A 17,672-nucleotide genomic window follows, 5' to 3' on the forward strand; every position below is an offset into this window, starting at 1 on the left:
GCGCTGCCCAAGCAAATTGCCCTGGATTTAGTTGGCGTAGTGTTATGATTGCCCGAATTCTGAGCAACCTGCACATACCACTCCCTATGAAAACTTCCCCGCGTCGTCCCCTCAATCGAAACGGCAGGCTGGCAGCATGACCGAGCCTGTTGAAATCCTCTCTATCAGCCAGTTTCCCGTGGTGAGCACCACCGCCGATGCGCTGGCTACGCGGCTGTTGCGCGTGGTCGAGCAACGCGGTCAGACCTTGCTGATTTTTGCCAATACCAATCTGGTGGTCAAGTGCCGGTTCCTGCTCGACCATGTCAAGGATCCGGGGGTGTTGCTGGTCAACGATGGCATCGGGCTCGATATTGCTGCCAAGCTGTTGCACGGCAAACGCTTTGCTGCCAACCTGAACGGCACCGACTTCACGCCGCTGCTGTTTTCGCGCAGTCCGCGTCCGCTCAAGGTGTTCATGGTGGGCGGCCGGCCGGAGATCCTGGCGCGGGCTGTCAACCATGTCGAGCAGCGGCTGGGGCAGCAGGTGGTGGGTAGTTGCGATGGCTACGATGGCTTGCGCACGGCGCACGATATCGACCAGCGCATCAATGCCAGCGGCGCCGAGGTGGTGCTGGTGGCGATGGGCAATCCGATCCAGGAGCGCTGGATGCTCGAGCACCGCGCTGCCGTCAACGCCAATATTTTGATGGGCGTGGGCGCGTTGTTCGATTTCTGGGCCGGCGACAAGCCGCGCGCGCCAAAACTGGTGCAGCGCCTGCGGCTCGAATGGTTGTTCCGCCTGAGCCTGGAACCGCGCCGCTTGCTGCGCCGCTACACCTCGGACATCATGGTCTTTTTATATATGTGTTTCAAGTACCGATAAGGCGGTCGATCGTACGATAATTGGCCCGGGGCCGCCGCTATCGGTACAATAGGTACTTCAATCATCTCCCGGCGCGGCGCCTTGCGCGACGCCGGCGTTTTGCCTTTCTGGCATCTTCACGCTTCTACACCGCATACATCACTATGGCAGTTATTTCCCTTTCCTCGGCTCAACTGGCTTTCGGCCACGTCGCGCTGCTCGACCACGCAGAGTTTTCACTGGAAGCCGGCGAACGCGTCGGCCTGATCGGCCGCAACGGCACCGGCAAGTCCTCCTTGCTCAAAATTATCTCGGGCCGCTTCAAGCTGGATGATGGCCTGCTGGTCATGCAACAGAACCTGCAAATCGCCTATGTCGAGCAGGAGCCGGTATTCGATCCGGAAATGACCGTGCACGACGCCGTGGCGTCCGGCATGGGCGAGCTGCCGGGCTTGCTCAAGGAATACGATGCGCTCACCGGCCAGTTCGGCCAGGGCAATGACGACGCCGTCATGGAACGCATGCACGACATCCAGGTCAAGCTCGACGCGGCCGATGCCTGGAGCCTGTCGAACAAGGTGGAAACCGTACTCGACAAACTGAACCTGACCGGCGACATGCTGATGAAGACGCTCTCGGGCGGAATGCAGAAGCGCGTGGCGCTGGCGCGCGCGCTGGTGTCGGCGCCCGACGTGCTGCTGCTCGACGAGCCGACCAACCACCTGGACTTCAGCTCGATCATGTGGCTCGAAGGCCTGCTGCGCGATTTCCGTGGCAGCGTGTTGTTTATTACCCACGACCGTTCCTTCCTGGATAATGTCGCCACCCGCATTATCGAACTCGACCGTGGTCGCCTGCTGTCGTACCCGGGCAACTTCACCACGTACCAGACCCGCAAGGCCGAGCAGCTGGAAAACGAAGAGGTGGAAAACGCCAAGTTCGACAAATTCCTGGCGCAGGAAGAAGTCTGGATCCGCAAGGGCGTCAAGGCGCGCCGCGTGCGCGACGAAGGCCGCGTGCGCCGTCTCGAAGCGCTGCGCCTGCAACGCAGCGCCCGCCGCGAACAGCAGGGCCAGGTCAAGCTGGAAGTGGGTTCGAGCGAGCGCTCGGGCAAGATCGTGGCCGACCTGGAAAATGTCAGCAAGCGTTTCGGCGACCGCGTGATTGTCGAGAACTTCACCGGTACCATCCTGCGTGGCGACAAGGTCGGCCTGATCGGCGCCAACGGCGCCGGCAAGACTACGTTGCTCAAGATGATCCTGGGCGAGCTGGCGCCGGACAGCGGTTCCGCCAAGCTGGGCACCAAGCTGCAAGTGGCGTACTTCGACCAGATGCGCACCCAGCTCAACGAAGAAGCGAGCCTGATCGAAACCATTTCGCCCGGTAGCGACTGGGTGGAAGTGAACGGCCAGCGCAAGCACTCGATGAGCTACCTGAACGATTTCCTGTTCTCGCCCGAGCGCGCGCGTTCGCCGGTCAAGACGCTGTCCGGTGGCGAGCGCAATCGCTTGCTGCTGGCGCGCCTGTTCGCCAAGCCGGCCAACTGTCTGGTGCTCGATGAACCGACCAACGATCTCGACATCGACACCCTGGAGTTGCTGGAAGAGTTGCTGGAAGAATACACCGGCACCGTGTTCCTGGTCAGCCACGACCGTACTTTCCTCGACAACGTGGTCACCCAAGTGATTGTCGCCGAAGGCGAGGGCCATTGGCGCGAATTCGTCGGCGGTTACACCGACTGGGAACGCGTGCGCGACACCATCGCCAGCAAGCCTGCGGCTCGTCCGACAGCGTCCAAGGCCGAAGCACCGGCCGCTGCTGTTGCCCCGGCTGCCAAGACCAAAAAGCTCAGCTTCAAGGAGCAGCGCGAACTCGACGAACTGCCCAAGCTGATCGCCGCCCTGGAGGATGAGCAGACCGCGCTGAATCTGCAGCTGAGCGATGCCGATTTTTATAAGAAGAACGCTAGTGAAGCCAAACGCGTGAATACGCGCGTGGCCGAGATCGAGGAAGAATTGCTGGCAGCGCTGGAGAAATGGGAGCAAATCGAGGCTCGCCAGCGCAGCTAGCCCAGTTCTTCTCGAGACAGTGGCTTGCGAAAAAAAATGCTGCGATGCGATATAGACAGCAATGATTGCATGCAATATAATTTTTTCGGTATTCTGTGTTGTCAGTGTGGCACTGACTCTGACCTTGGAGTCAGTTCATGCTGCAAGCACGCAACAAATTCCTCCCGTGTGGCCGTTTTGCCATGGTTGGTGCTAGCATCTGGCAACAGCTATTGAATATCAATTATATTAATTGATGCATTGCAACATATTAGTGGCGCGCCGCCTGTCCCTTTTCGAATAAGAGCAAAAAAATGTTGAGTTATCCGCAACCTTCCAACTTCTGCGTTACCCCGCGCAAGGTGGCCACGTGGTGATGCGCCGCGCCCCCCGCGCCGGTAAGCTGCTCGCACTGCCGTTCATCATTGGCGGCTTGTACGCCCCTTTCGCACAGGCCCAGATCAGCGATACCCTGACCCCATTCGCCTCGGCCGTCGTGTCGTATGACGATAACTTGCTGCGCCGCGACACAGCTGTCGTCGGCAACGAGAATGCGTCTGATACTTTCCGCTCAGCTGTGGTTGGTGTCGGGATCGATCGCCTGATCGGCCGCCAGTACCTGACCGGTAATCTGCGCACTTCCAAGGTGACGTTCAATCGCTTTAGCGAGCTGGACTATACAGGCAAGGATGGTGCGCTCGACCTCGACTGGAAACTGGCGCGCACCCTGAGTGGTCACGTGGGCGCCAAGTACAGCGAATCGCTGGCATCGTTTGCCGACTTCCAGGTTACCGCCCGCAACTTGCGGGTGCAAAAAAAGCAGTACGGCAATATCGCCTGGCGGCTGCACCCGTCGTGGCAGTTGCGCGCTGGGTACACTTCCGAGGACTTCGATTTCGACCTGCCTTCGCAGCAGTACAACAACCGCACCGAAGATACCGTCGAGACCGGATTTGATTACCTGGACAGCAGCGGCAGCACGTTTGGCATGCTGGTGCGCCAGGTCGACGGCAAATATCCCACCCAGGCGTTGAACAACGGTGTGCTCATCGACAACGGTTTCAAGCAGGATGAAGTCAAGCTCAACGTGTCTTGGAATGTTTCCGGCATTTCGCAGCTGATCTTCGTCGGTGGATGGGTGCAGCGCGAGGTCAACTCCTCGGCCGTGCGCAAAAAGTCGGGCACCAACGGCCGCCTGATTGCTAACTGGAACAAGTTTTCGGCGGTACAGCTGACCGGCATGGTCTGGCGTGAATTCGGCGCGGCCGAGGGCGTGGTGGTCAATACCGCACTGTCCACTGGCCAGAGCGTCAACGCCAAGTGGGCCGCCACCTCGAAAATCGAGGTCAATGCGGGTTACCGCAACGAAAAACGCGAGTTCAGGCCCTTGCCGGGCTTGATCAACATCACCGGACTGAGCGACACAACCAAGGTTGCCAACCTCAGCGTCAGCTACAAACCCCTGCGCAACCTGAGCCTGGAGTTGTCCGCCTTCCATACCAAGCGCGACGGCAGCACGGCTGCCAGGACTAGCAGTTTCCGCGCCAAAGGTGCAGCCCTCAACGCCACCGTGAGCTTCTAAGCCTCATGAACGTCAACGAAATTCCTCTCGTCTCATTTTTCGAGCGTGTCGTCGATCCGCTCGTCATCATGGGCATGTTGTATCTGTGCACGCTGGTTCTTGGCGCCGGGTTCAACGGCTACTACCTGGTTTTGATGGTGCTGGCATTTTTCGTCTCATCGTCGCTATATAAATACGTCGACCCTTACCGCACCTGGCGCACCGGCCAGTTACGCAAGGTCGCGCGCGATATCGTGCTCGGGTGGTTGTTGTCCATGACGGTGCTGGCGCTGATCGGCGCCAGCAGCGGCATGCTCGTGCATTACGACCGCAATGTCCTGCTGGCATGGTGCATCGGTACCCCGCTGGTGTTGATCCTGGGGCACCTGGCCGTGCTGAAGCTGGGTGCGGCCCCGGTCGAGGGGCAAAAGACGTCAGTGGTGATTATCGGTGCCAATGACGTCAGTGTACGGTTTGCCGCAACCATCAACCGCCACGAGAGTCAGGTGATGGCCGTGCATGGCTATTTCGACGACCGCGCCGACGAGCGGCGTCCGAGCAACATGACGTATCCGATGCTGGGTCGCATGAGCGACATTCCCGCCTATGTACGGCAGCACAATATCAAGATGATCGTCATCAGCCAGCCAATCTCGGCCCAGCCACGCATCATGAATTTGCTCGAAGAACTCGAGGACACTACAGCGTCGGTCTATTTCCTGCCTGATATCTATATTTTTGACCTGATGCAGGCGCGCTTTGCCAGCCTGGGTGGCATGCCGGTGATCGGCATTCGCGAATCGCCCTTTACCGGCTTTAACAGCATGATCAAGCGTATCAGCGACATCGTGCTGGCGCTGATCATCCAGATCATGCTCACGCCGATCATGCTGACCATTGCGCTGGCCGTAAAGCTTACGTCGCCGGGGCCGGTGATCTTCCGCCAGCGCCGGTACGGGCTGTATGGCGAGGAGATTCTGGTGTACAAATTCCGCTCGATGACGGTGGCCGAGGACGGTGCCAAGGTGGTGCAGGCCACCAAGGGCGACCAGCGCCTGACGAAAATTGGTGGTTTCCTGCGCCGCACGTCGCTTGACGAATTGCCTCAGTTTATCAACGTACTGCAAGGCCGAATGAGCATTGTGGGACCACGGCCGCACGCGGTGGCGCACAACGAGCAGTATCGTAAGCTGATCAAGGGTTACATGCTGCGCCATAAAGCCAAGCCGGGCATTACCGGTTGGGCTCAGGTAAATGGTTTGCGTGGCGAAACTGATACGCTCGACAAGATGCAGGCTCGCATTCAATACGATCTCGACTATTTGCGTAATTGGTCGGTGTGGCTCGATATGTGGATCATCGTCCGTACAGTTTTGGTGGTGTTAAAGCGCGAGAACGCTCACTGAGTGTTCACTGTTACCAGGCTCAGGCAGGACGATAACATTCTTACAAATAAAAATGCTGCATTGCAGAGAGTTGTGTGATAATCCCATTCGAGCATTGCTTTTTGTGCACGGCAATTGGGTAAATAGCAATTAATTGCGTAGACCGAACGCTGCGCGCGGAACCAACGAGAATACTGAGGAAACTATCTTGAATCATAATAAATTTGGCGGTACCCATATGCAGCGCACGCTCGGTTCGGCAGCGTTGGCGGTAACCATGGCCGTTACGCTGGTCGCTTGTGGCAAGAGCGAGAGCAAGTCCGGTCAGGCACTGGTCAAGGTGGGTAAAGAGGAAGTCACGGCGCTGCAATTGAACGAAGAGCTGCAACGGGTCAATGTGCCGGCTGCACAACAGCCGCAGGCACGCAAGCAGGTGCTGGAATCGCTGGTGGACCGCCAGATCGTCCTCAACCAGGCACTGGAAGAAAAGGTCGATCGTGATCCGAAAGTCGTGCAGGCCATCGAGCGCGCCAAGGCGCTGATCATTGCCCAGGCCTACATGCAGAAAAAAACCGGTACGCCGGCCAAGCCTACCCGTGACGAGATCCAGCAATATTTCGACAAGAATCCTGCCTTGTTCGCGCAGCGCAAGACCATGGAGCTGCGCCAACTGAACCTGGCGACCAGCGATCTGTCCGATGACCTGAAAAAGGAAATCGACAGCGCCAAGTCGATCGATGAGGTGGCGGCCTTCATGGAGCGCAATAACATCAAGTTTGCACGCCAGCAGATCAGCCGCAGCACGGCGGACCTGGCGCCAGCGTTAGCCGAAAAAATTGTCAACCTGCCCAAGGGGCAATTGTTCATCGTCCGTGAGGGTGATCGCAGCACTCTGATGACAGTTGCCGAGATCAAGGATACGCCGGTCACGTTGCAGGCCTCGGAAGCGCAGATCGGCCAGTTCCTGACCAATACGCGCGTCAAGGATGCGGCCACTGCAGAATTGGCGCGCCTGCGTGCAGCCACCAAGATCGAGTACCAGAACAAGGCTGACGAACCGGGCACGACGCCAGCTGCTCCTGCTGCTGGTGCTGCAACACCAGCACCGGCAGCAGCGGCGACCGACAAGGATGCCGACGCCCATGCACGCGGCGTGGCGGGACTGAAATAACGGTCCCGGTAACGGTTCCTGATAACTAACTTACGACTGAGCACATGATGAAGAAAATCGCAATCTGGATGATGGCGCCCCTGCTGGCGCTGGTGCTGGGCACTGCTACCGCTGCCCCGCAAAACGACCTGGCACTTGGCAGCGGCGACGTAGTCAAGATTTCTGTCTACAACAACCCCGACCTGAGCCTGGAAACCCGTGTCAGCGCCAATGGCGCCATCACGTTTCCGCTGATCGGCCAAGTCAGCGTAGCTGGCCTTTCGTCGGCGGCTGCCGAGAAAAAAATCGCTGCGGCGTTGGTGTCCGGCAATTTCGTCAAAAACCCGCAAGTTAACGTGCTGGTAACCTCGCTGCAGAGCCAGCAGGTTTCGGTGCTGGGCCAGGTTCTGCGCCCGGGCCGCTTCCCGCTTGACGGCAGCCGCAACCTGCTCGACGTGCTGGCCCTGGCCGGTGGTGTCGCTGCCGAAGGCGGCGACCAGGTCACGATCCTGCGCACTGCGGACGGCAAGACCACCAAGCAAGTGGTCGATCTGACCGACGTGATCCGTAGCGGCGACCAGCCGGCCAACCTGGACTTGAACGGCAATGACGTCGTCTACATCGAGCGCGCACCGCGCTTCTACATTTACGGTGAAGTGCAGCGTCCCGGCATTTTCCGCATCGAGCGTTCGATGACGGTGCTGCAGGCGCTGGCAGCCGGTGGGGGACTGACTCCGCGTGGCACCGAACGCGGCCTGCGCATCAAGCGTCGTGACGCAACCGGCAAGATCGAAATCATCGAAGCGAAATACGACGACCTGGTGCGTGCCGACGACGTGCTGTACGTGCGTGAGAGCCTGTTCTAAGGCCGACATTGCCTGACCTACACTGAGAAAGAACACCATGAATTTCACACATTTGTTTCTCGCCCTCCGCGCGCGCTACAAGATTGTCATCCTGATCCTGGCCGTCACGGTGGCCGCTGCCGTGGCCATCAGCGCCCTGATGCCGAAGGTTTACCAGGCCAGCACCTCCCTCGTGCTCAACACCAAGGGTGTCGATCCTGTTACCGGCGTGACCCTGCCGGTGCAACTGATGACTGGCTATGTCGCTACCCAGGCCGACATTATCCGCAGCAAGAGCGTTGCGCTCAAGGCGGTAGAGTCGCTGCGTCTGGCGGAAAGCCCTGCGGTGCAGCAGCAGTTCCGCGATGCGCAGGACGGCGAGAACACGATCACCATCAAGGAATGGCTGGCCGGCTTGCTGCTGGCCAAGGTGGACGTCGATCCATCGCGTGACAGCAGTGTGCTGACCATTAACTTCCGCGGTAACGATCCGCAGTTCGTCGCCGCTGTCGCCAATGCGTTTGCCCAGGGCTACCTGGACTTCACGGTCCAGCTCAAGACCGATCCGGCACTGCAGGCATCGGGCTTCATGAACACCCAGATCAAGGTGCTGCGCGAGCAGTACGAACTGGCGCAGAGCCGCCTGTCGAAGTATCAGAAAGAAAACAACATCTACAGTGCCGACAACCGCGTCGATGTCGAGACCGCCCGACTGAACGAGCTGTCGAGCCAGCTGGTGCAAGTGCAGGGCCTGCTGATGGAAGCGCAATCGCGTTCGCGCCAGGCCAGCGGCAATGCCGGCGTCTCGCCTGATGTGCTGAATAACAGCCTGATCCAGAACCTGAAATCGCAGCTGGCAACGGCCGAAGCGCGTTTTGCCGATACTTCGCAGCGTCTGGCGTCGAACCACCCGCAGTACATCGCCTCGAAGTCTGAAGTGGACAAGCTGCGTTCGAACCTGGAAGAACAGATGCGCATTGCCTCGAGCGGCGTTGCCAGCAACAGCAATATCTACCAGCAGCGTGAAAATGAACTGCGTTCGGCATTGTCGGCGCAGAAGGCGCGCGTGTTGGAACTGAACGGTGCGCGTGACGAATTCGTCGTGCTCAGCAACGAAGTGGACAATGCCCGCCGCTCGTATGAAAGTGCGATGCAACGTGTCAACCAGACCAACCTTGAAGGCCAGGCGCGTCAATCCGATATCGCCGTATTGTCGACCGCCGAAGTACCAACCAAGCCGAAATCGCCGCGCTTGCTGATCAACCTGCTGCTGGCCGTCGTCGTCGGCTTGATCCTCGGTGGCGGCGTGGTGCTGGTGCTCGAGTTGCTCGACCAGCGCGTGCGCTCGGCCGCGCACATGGCAGACGCCTTTGGTCTGCCCGTGCTGGGCACGATTGCCAAGCCGCGTATCGGCAAGCGCAGCAAGAACAGCCCGCCGACGGCAGCACTGTTGCCGCAACCGCAGCAGTGATCGCCGACACCAGTTTATTACGGAGTAACTCCATGAACCAGAATCCACCCATCCAACCGTATATCGTCACCGATATGCGCGAAAAATCGCCAGCTTCGTCCGTGCCCGACCGTTCAATCGGCGCTATCCTGATCAAGATGGGCCGTCTGTCGGTAGCCGATGCGGAGCGCGTAATGCGCCACCAGGTCGAGCGCAATGTGCGCTTCGGCGATGCCGCGCTGGCGCTGGGTGTGCTGACCGAGGCCGACATCGAATTCGCGCTGTCACGCCAGTACGATTATCCTTACCTGTTGCGTGGCGAAAGCGCCATCAGCGAATCCGTTGTTGCTGCTTACGAGCCTTTCACCGAGCGCGTGGAGTCGCTGCGTGCACTGCGCAACCAGTTGATGTGGCGCTGGTTCGATACCGGCCAGGAACGCAAAGCGCTCGCAATTACCGGTGCCGAGCGTGGCGACGGCCGCAGCTTCCTCGCTGCTAACCTGGCGGTGGTGTTCTCGCAGCAGGGCCAGCGCACGCTGCTGATCGATGCCGATATGCGCCATCCGTCCCAACACGAGATTTTCAGCCTGGAAAACCGCGTCGGCCTGTCGTCGGTGCTGTCTGGCCGTAACAGTGTCGAAGCAGTGCAGCGCGTTGCCTCGCTGCTCGACTTGTCGGTGCTGACCGCCGGTGCGCCGCCACCGAACCCGTCCGAATTGCTGGGTCGCCCAGCCTTGGGACAGCTGCTGCGCACGCTGGCAGACCAGTACGACGTGATCCTGATCGACACGCCGGCCAGCAGCGATTCCTCTGACGCCCAGATGGTGGCCGGTCGTACCGGCGCTGCCGTCGTGGTGGCACGCCAGGATGTCACCCACGTCGGCAAAGTACACGACCTGGTTGCGTCCTTGAACGAAGCGCGCGTGCATGTCGTTGGTTCCGTGCTTAATAATTTCTGATCTGATTTGATATGGCCATGGCCCACACGCTGAACCCCACCGCGACGCCTTCGCCTTCGCCTGCTGCGCTCGCTCCTTGGCTCGTGCTGCTGGCCGGCTTGGCGGCGCTGTACGTACCGACGTTGATCGACCTGTTCAATGGGCCATGGAGCTCGGACCGCAATGCACATGGTCCGATCGTCATGACCGTGGCCTTCGGTTTCCTGTATTTCCGCACCCGCCAGCTGATTTCGCAGAAGATGTTCGAGCGCAATCCAAAGCCCGCCCTGGGCTACCCGGTCGTGGCGCTGGGCCTGCTGTGCTACGTGTTGGGCCGTTCGCAGCAAGTGCATGTGCTGGAAGTCGGTTCTCTGATCCTGGTCCTGGCCGGCCTGATGATTGCGCTGTTCGGCGTGCGCACCTGGAGCCGCATGTGGTTCGCGTTCTTCTTCATGATGTTCATGATTCCGCTGCCGGCATCGATCGTCGACGTGGTGACCTTGCCGATGAAGATTGCCGTGTCGGCCGCCACCGAACACCTGCTGTACTGGATGGACTATCCGATTGCGCGCAGCGGTGTGATCCTCACCATCGGCCATTACCAGTTGCTGGTGGCCGACGCTTGCGCGGGTTTGAACTCGCTGTTCACGCTCGAAGCGCTGGGCCTGCTGTACATGAACCTGGTGCGCCATCCTTCGCTGGTGCGCAACGTATTGCTGGCCATGCTGATCATCCCGATCTCGTTTGCCGCCAATACCATCCGCATCATTTTCCTGTCGCTTATCACGTATCATTTCGGCGATGCAGCCGGCCAGGGTTTCCTGCACGGCTTCTCGGGCCTGGTACTGTTCCTGTCGGCGCTGCTGCTGATTATCGGCGTCGATAGCGCACTGAGCTGGATGGTTCGCCGTGGCGGCGCCAGCGACGAAGGCGCTGGCCTGCAACTGCCAGCGCTGGTGCCAGGTGCCTGGGCGCAACTGGGCCAGATTGCCATCCGTCCGGCAGTCTTGCTGCTGGCTGGCATGCTGCTCGCCGTCGGCGGGGCTTGGGCGCTCACGCCGAAGTTTACGCCGAACCCCCAAACCATCGATCTGGCCGCCAGCGTACCAACCCGCTTCGGCGATTGGCGCGAGCTGCAGGGCGTCGTCACCCAGGCCGAATTGTCCACCGCCGAGGACGGCGGCCGCAGCCTGGAGCAGCCGTACGACGACGTATTGATGCGTACCTATGTGAACAGCCAGGGACAGCAAGTAATGCTGGCGCTGGCTTACGCCAAGGAGCAGCGCCAGGACGTCAAGCTGCACCTGCCCGAAATCTGCTATCCGGCGCAGGGCTACAAGGTGCTGTCGCTCTCGCCGGCGCCGCTGACGATGACAGCCGGAGCGCCCGCGCTGCCAGGCAAGCACATGTTGGCTACCGGACAAGGTCGTCTGGAAGCAGTGACCTATTGGACCCGGATCAGTGACGCTTATCCGCAGGGCGGCTTTGCCATGCGCATGCAGATTTTCCGCGACGGCCTGCGTGGCAAGGTCGCGGACGGCATTCTGGTGCGTTCTTCTATGCTCGTCCATGACGATGCGGAAGCGCCGGCTGCCTACGCCGTGCAACAGGAGTTTCTGCGTCAGCTGGTCGCAGCCAGCAGCCCGCGCGGTCATGCACTCGTGGTCGCACGCTGAGGCCAAGTTTTTTCGGATGTACGATGTGAAAGCGGCCCCTTCGGGGGCCGCTTGTTATTTGTGCGCTTGAATACCGGTCAGGCCAGCGTGCCTGCCATGGTGGGTTTGAACTGGCGTCGGCGCAATTGCCGCAGCGCGTGGCGACGCGTGGCCGGCGTGCCTGCCATGACCATCAAATCGCCAAGGCTCAGACGAATCTGCGGGTAGGCGCCCAGCGAATTGAGCAAGCCGGGCAGGGCGCGTCCGCCTTGACCGTGCTTGGCGTAGAACAGCTTCGCAGCCTGGATGATGCGGTCGCCGGACTTGAGCGTGATGCGTTCGAACTCGTGCGAAACGTCCATCAGGTAGCTATTGGCGCCGATGTTATGGGCCGGCCCACCGTGCTGTACCAGGCGCACCCACATTTCCCAATCCTGCCAGGCCGGCATGGCGGCATCGAAACCGCCGGCTGCGCGCATGCGTGCAGGCGTCGTAAACACCTGGTTGCCGATGAGGTTCTCGCCCAGCATGGTCTCAAAATCAGCCACCGGCGCGGCGTTGGCCAGGGTCACCGCGCCGCCTTGATCGACGATGCGGCGGTCGAACAGGCAGGAGAAACGTTCGCCGGCTTGTTCGCGAACGCGCCAGGCGGTAATAAAGCGCTCGAGCCGGTGCGGCAGGAACATGTCATCGTCGTCCAGGCCGGTGATGAACTCGCCCTCGGCGATGTCCAGCGCCTGGTTACGCGCGGCGCAGGCACCGACCGAGGTTTCGTTGTGAATCAATTTGACGTTGGTTTGCTGCTGCAAGCTGCGCACGTAGTCGCAGGTGCCGTCGGTTGAGCCGTCCGATACGATGATCAGTTCGATGGGGCCGTGGGTTTGCCCCAGCACCGACTGCACCGCGCGGCGCAGCAGCGACAGGCGGTTCTTGGTCGGAATATATACGGTCACTAAGGAGGTCATGGTGGGGGCCATTTCAGGGTTTGGAGGGGGAAGCACCCGGTGCCAGGCGGCGCCGCGCGGCGCGCAGTGCCCGCCTGCTCACGCGCGCCAGAACGCGCGGGGCGCGCACAGCGAAATAGCGCAGGCCTACCGGTCCGGCCAGCACAGCTGGCAACAGTCGCCGGTTCTCGGCCATCATCGCGGCAATCGCGTCGAACGATTCCGCGTCGTAGAGCGCACGCAGTGCCGGCGCCGACGTGCGCAGCAGTGCATCGGCCTCGTTGAAGGCGCTGATGCGCTCGGTGATGTACTGGGCGTTCTTGGCCGAGTTGGTCAGGGAGCCGGCGCGCAAGGTCTGGGTGTACAGCAAGTCCGGTAACGCCACCACGCAGCGCGCATGCAGCATCGTGCTGAGCGTAAACAAATGGTCTTCGTGAGCGCCACGGCGCGTGAAGCTGGCGCCGGCCGCTTGCAGCAAATCCCGCCGGGCTACAAAAGTCCACACCGCCGCAGTATGCATGTGTTGGCGCAGATTGTATTCGAGCAGTGCGCTGCCGTGGTCGAACACTTGCTGGCGGTCGTACTCGACCTTTCGACCAAGGCGCCGCATGCCGTCCGCCTCGACCACCGCGATCTCGGACGAGAAGAACAGCAGGTCGAGCGCCGGATATTGCGCCAGCGTGCGGCGAAATACTTCGACAAACGTGGGCCGCATAATGTCGTCGCTGTCGCAAAAATACACGAAGCGGCCGCGCGCGAGCGATAGGCCGAGCTCGCGTGCCTTGGCGGCGCCAGCATTCGGGGTAACGGTGAGGGCAATATGGCCGGGCCCGTGGTAGTCGGTCTGGAAGGTGCGGACAGTGTTGGCAGTGCCGTCGCTCGAACCGTCGTCGATCAGCACCAGCTCGCAGTCCGCGGCCATTTGTGCACTCACGCGCTGCAACAGCGGCAGCATGGCTGCGCCCACGTTGTAGCAAGGTACCACGATCGACAGTAGCGGTGGGCTGTCATCAAGCTGATTCATGAACGCGCTCATTTGGCCCGCCGCAACAGCAGGGTTTCCAGCTTGGGGCTGACGTTGCGACTGGCCAGTCCGACGAACTCGCGCACCACGGCAAACGGCGAGAAGTACAGGCCGAGCAGGTAGGCCAGCACGCCGGCGCCGACTACCAGTGCCAGGTTGACGCTTGGGTGGGCGCTCGGCGGATACAGCGTGATCAGGCCGGACACGAGCAGGATCGGCAACGCCTGCGCCAATGGAATCAGCACGGCCTTGATATAGGCCCTGCCCAAACCCTGCAGGCAGGCGCGCACCAGCACGAAGTAGCCAAGCACGGTGTTGCCGATCTGGACGATCAGGAAGCTGCAGACGATGCCGGTGATGCCGTAGCGGGTGCCCAGCAGATAGGCGAGCGCCACGCCAGTGGCCAGTTTGACGATGCCCATGCGTACGTTCAGGTACATCTTGGCCTTGACCAGCAGCAGCGAAATCACCGGCACGTCAAGACTGCGGAAGATGCCTACCAGGCAGAGGATCTTGACCAGACTGTCGATGAATTGCCACTCGGCGTTGAAGAACGTCGCCACGATCGACGAGCTGGCCACGAACATGCCCACCAGCAGCGGGAAGTTGACCAGCGAGCCATAGGTGGTCACCAACAGGAAGTTGGTGGCCAGGCGGCTGTCATCGTTCTGGATCTTGGCAAACGCCGGGAACAATGCCTGCGTCAGCACTGGTTTGAGCCGTTCGATCAACATGATGCTGATGCTGTTGGCAATGTTGTAGCCGCCGATAGCCGACAGGCTCACCAGGCGCGCCATCAGCGCCGGGTAAGTATTAATGCTGATCACGTTGATCATCGAATCGCTGACCAGTTGCAGCGAATAGCGGATATGCGGCTTGGCCGCAGGCCAGCTGAACCGCAGCGAGAACTTGCGTTCACGCAGGCTGTGGATGAAGAAGATGGCAGCATTGACCGCGCCGCTGACAAGGAAGGCCACCGAAGCGGCCCACGCTTTTTGATACAGCAACGCCAGGCCCACGACCACGACAAAATTGGTCAGCAAGGTAACGATGGTGACGATGGCAATAAAATTGAAGCGCATGTCGCGCGCCAGGATCGCGCGTTGCTGCTGGCCGAAAGGCGCCATCAGGAACAGGAACGACATGATGCGGATCTGGAATTCCAGCTCGGGCGACTTGAAGAAGATGGCAATCAGCGGGCTGCTGAAATACACGGCCAGGAAGGTTGCCACACCGAGGCCGACGTTGATCGCGTACAGCGATGACAACTCGAGCTCGGTGATGTTCTGGCGCCGGATGATGGCGTTAGAGATGCCGAAATCGATGAAGATGTTGAAGAAGGTGACCACCATCAGCGCAACGCTGATGATGCCGTATTGCGCTGGTGCGAGAATATGCGACAACGCCCACAATTGCACGATGCCGACCACGGTGCCGAGGGCGGTGGCGAGGAAGTTCCACTTCACCGCCTGCATCGTCTTGTTTTTTAATTCCACTGTGCCGCCAAATGAGATGATGTAATTAGATAATCGCTGCCTTGACGGGGGCGCCGAAGAAGCCGTAGGCGCCGATCATGGCGCCGATCTGGGTATCGTTGGCCTTGCCCACCAGGTTGTTTTGCCACAGGGCTGCTTCCTGCGAACCCTCCCAGCAGTACAACTGGTTGACTTCGGCAACCCGCTTCGAGCGCGCGCCATTGCTGCGGGCCATCCAGTAAAACCAGATGTCGTCGCCGTTCGGGCACAGTGCCGTAAAGGCGGCCACGTCGAGCACTTCGGGGCCGAACACGCCGGGCGGATACAGCACGCCGCCGATGCCGGTGGGGAAATGCGTGACGTCGGGCCGGGTGTCCTGCACGTCGTGCTCCCAGTCGGAATAGGGCAGTGGCAGGCCGGCGCCGTCGAACCGGATGCGGTGCATGCGGTGGCAAACCACTTCGAGCTTGCCCGGCGTACGGGCGTCGGCCAGCTGGCGCAGCCAGTCGCGCCAGTAATACACATCGTCGTCGGCGGTGACGATGGCGCGCCGTTCGCCTTGCTGCAGCAGCGGGATCATTTTCTTGTAAGAGCGGGTGTCGTCGCAGGCCTCGATTTCGAGGCCTGCCGCCCGCAGCGCCGTCACTGCTGGCGGCAGCTTGTCCATGTCGCGGTGGGCAATCCACAGCACCACCCGCGCCGGCGCCAGCGACTGCGACAGCAGCGATTTGAGCGTCAGGTGCAAGGTGCCAAAGCGTGGCGGATAGGACGTCAGCGATACCACGATGCCAGCATCGTCGCCGGCCTGGCGGTGGGCGCCGTAGTGGCGCCCATACGCCAGCCAGTCGCGCTCGAGCACGACCAGGCGGCGCAGGTTTACAACGCGCTCTTGCAGGCGGCGCGTCTTGTGCTTCAACCAGCTAGTCATCGGCCCGTCCTCAGGCGACGTGCTTGCCAGCGCGCCCGATCGCGTGGTATTCGACGCCTTGCTTGCGCATCGTGGCCGGTTCGTACAGGTTGCGGCCGTCGAAGATCAGCGGCTGCGACAGCGCAGCCTTGAGGGCGCCGAAGTCCGGGCTCTTGAATGCTTTCCATTCGGTCATGATGATCAGCGCGTCGGCACCGGTTACTGCGCTCATCGGTGCGTCGCTGTACGACAGGCCGCGCTGTTCAGCCGGCAAGTCTGCCAAGTCGAGCTCGAAGGCATGACGCGCCTCTTCCATCGACACAGGGTCGAAAGCAACGACCTTGGCACCGCGCTTGAGCAATTCCTTGACCATCACGCGGCTTGGGGCGGCGCGCATGTCATCGGTGTTCGGTTTGAAGGCCAGGCCCCACATGGCAAAGGTCTTGCCGCTCAGATCTTCGCCCAGGCGGGCGACGATTTTGCCGAGCAAAATTTGCTTTTGCTGGTTGTTGACCGACTCGACCGCGTTCAGGATTTCCAGGTGCTGGCCAAACTCGCCGGCGCTGCGTACCAGCGCTTGCACGTCTTTCGGGAAGCAGGAGCCGCCGTAGCCGGTACCGGCGTACAGGAACGAGAAGCCGATGCGCGGGTCGGAACCGATGCCTTTACGAACATTTTCAATGTCGACATCGAGCTTGTCCGCCAGGTTGGCCAGCTCGTTCATGAACGAGATACGGGTGGCCAGCATGGCGTTAGCGGCGTACTTGGTGAACTCGGCCGAGCGCACGTCCATGTACAGGATACGCTCGTGGTTGCGGTTGAGCGGAGCGTACAATTCGCGCATCTTGTCGCGGGCCTGCTGGCCGGCGGCATCGGAGTCGGCGCCAATGACGATGCGGTCCGGACGCATGAAATCGTCGACGGCCGCGCCTTCCTTGAGGAATTCCGGATTCGACACCACGGTGACGCCAACGTCGGTGTTACGGGCGGCCAGTTCTTCGGCGATCGCAGCGCGCACCTTCTCGCCGGTGCCGACCGGTACCGTCGATTTGTCGACGACAACCTTGAATTCGGTCATGTGGCGGCCGATGTTGCGGGCGGCGGCAACCACGTACTGCAGGTCGGCCGAGCCGTCTTCGTCGGGCGGAGTGCCCACGGCGATGAACTGGACATCGCCGTGCGCCACGCTGGCGGCAACATCGGTGGAAAAGGTGAGGCGGCCTGCGGCGCGGTTGCGCTCGATAATCTCCTTCAGGCCCGGCTCGTAGATCGGCACGCCGCCATTATTCAGGATGTCGATCTTGCGCGAGTCGACGTCGAGGCAAAATACCGAGTTACCCAACTCGGCCAGGCAAGCACCCGTCACCAGGCCTACATAGCCCGAACCAATCACCGTAATTTTCATTCGCGTTCCTTGTTTTCACTGTTGGCGCGCCGCCGCAACAG

General features: G+C 60.7%; 14 protein-coding genes. 9 read left to right on the forward strand and 5 right to left on the reverse strand.

Annotated features, from left to right (window positions below; translation table 11 throughout):
- Window positions 1-136: 136 nt before the first annotated feature.
- From ASF04_RS06035 to xrtB, 9 genes are all read left to right on the forward strand, one after another.
- Window positions 137-865, forward strand: a complete 729-nt coding sequence (locus ASF04_RS06035; protein ID WP_056139049.1) for a WecB/TagA/CpsF family glycosyltransferase — start codon at window positions 137-139, stop codon at window positions 863-865.
- A gap of 143 nt (window positions 866-1,008) precedes the next feature.
- Window positions 1,009-2,913, forward strand: coding sequence for an ATP-binding cassette domain-containing protein (locus ASF04_RS06040; protein ID WP_056139051.1), 1,905 nt, complete (start codon window positions 1,009-1,011; stop codon window positions 2,911-2,913).
- 355 nt (window positions 2,914-3,268) lie between these two features.
- A complete protein-coding gene (gene epsL, locus ASF04_RS06045) occupies window positions 3,269-4,474 on the forward strand; it encodes an XrtB/PEP-CTERM-associated polysaccharide biosynthesis outer membrane protein EpsL (protein ID WP_156368545.1) in 1,206 nt (401 codons plus the stop codon).
- 5 nt (window positions 4,475-4,479) lie between these two features.
- Window positions 4,480-5,859, forward strand: coding sequence for an undecaprenyl-phosphate glucose phosphotransferase (locus ASF04_RS06050; protein WP_056139055.1), 1,380 nt, complete (start codon window positions 4,480-4,482; stop codon window positions 5,857-5,859).
- Window positions 5,860-6,046: 187 nt separating this feature from the next.
- Window positions 6,047-7,009: an EpsD family peptidyl-prolyl cis-trans isomerase gene (locus ASF04_RS06055; protein WP_082488580.1), complete on the forward strand. Its 963-nt coding sequence runs from the start codon at window positions 6,047-6,049 to the stop codon at window positions 7,007-7,009.
- 47 nt (window positions 7,010-7,056) lie between these two features.
- Complete coding sequence (gene epsE, locus ASF04_RS06060; RefSeq protein ID WP_056139059.1) at window positions 7,057-7,854, forward strand: polysaccharide export protein EpsE; 798 nt, start codon at window positions 7,057-7,059, stop codon at window positions 7,852-7,854.
- A gap of 37 nt (window positions 7,855-7,891) precedes the next feature.
- Window positions 7,892-9,304, forward strand: a complete 1,413-nt coding sequence (gene epsF / locus ASF04_RS06065) for a chain length determinant protein EpsF (RefSeq protein WP_056139061.1) — start codon at window positions 7,892-7,894, stop codon at window positions 9,302-9,304.
- Window positions 9,305-9,336: 32 nt separating this feature from the next.
- On the forward strand, window positions 9,337-10,242 hold the full coding sequence (gene epsG / locus ASF04_RS06070; RefSeq protein WP_227012401.1) for a chain length determinant protein tyrosine kinase EpsG: 906 nt from the start codon (window positions 9,337-9,339) through the stop codon (window positions 10,240-10,242).
- Window positions 10,243-10,259: 17 nt separating this feature from the next.
- On the forward strand, window positions 10,260-11,897 hold the full coding sequence (xrtB, locus tag ASF04_RS06075; protein ID WP_056139063.1) for an exosortase B: 1,638 nt from the start codon (window positions 10,260-10,262) through the stop codon (window positions 11,895-11,897).
- Window positions 11,898-11,974: 77 nt separating this feature from the next.
- On the opposite strand, the gene ASF04_RS06080 is transcribed toward xrtB, so the two are convergent.
- Genes ASF04_RS06080 through ASF04_RS06100 form a run of 5 tightly spaced genes read right to left on the reverse strand, consistent with a single transcriptional unit; the run spans window position 11,975 to window position 17,631 of the window.
- Window positions 11,975-12,841 carry a glycosyltransferase gene (locus tag ASF04_RS06080; protein WP_162241419.1) on the reverse strand — a complete coding sequence of 289 codons (867 nt, stop codon included), beginning with the start codon at window positions 12,839-12,841 and terminating at the stop codon, window positions 11,975-11,977.
- Window positions 12,842-12,854: 13 nt separating this feature from the next.
- Window positions 12,855-13,844: a glycosyltransferase gene (locus ASF04_RS06085; RefSeq protein ID WP_162241420.1), complete on the reverse strand. Its 990-nt coding sequence runs from the start codon at window positions 13,842-13,844 to the stop codon at window positions 12,855-12,857.
- A gap of 8 nt (window positions 13,845-13,852) precedes the next feature.
- Window positions 13,853-15,340, reverse strand: coding sequence for an MOP flippase family protein (locus ASF04_RS06090; RefSeq protein ID WP_156368546.1), 1,488 nt, complete (start codon window positions 15,338-15,340; stop codon window positions 13,853-13,855).
- A 25-nt stretch (window positions 15,341-15,365) separates the two neighbouring features.
- Window positions 15,366-16,247, reverse strand: coding sequence for a hypothetical protein (locus ASF04_RS06095; RefSeq protein WP_056139072.1), 882 nt, complete (start codon window positions 16,245-16,247; stop codon window positions 15,366-15,368).
- A gap of 10 nt (window positions 16,248-16,257) precedes the next feature.
- Window positions 16,258-17,631: a UDP-glucose/GDP-mannose dehydrogenase family protein gene (locus tag ASF04_RS06100; protein WP_056139074.1), complete on the reverse strand. Its 1,374-nt coding sequence runs from the start codon at window positions 17,629-17,631 to the stop codon at window positions 16,258-16,260.
- Window positions 17,632-17,672 lie beyond the last annotated feature (41 nt).

It is taken from the genome of Duganella sp. Leaf61, assembly GCF_001421905.1.
Lineage (GTDB): Bacteria > Pseudomonadota > Gammaproteobacteria > Burkholderiales > Burkholderiaceae_D > Rugamonas > Rugamonas zoogloeoides.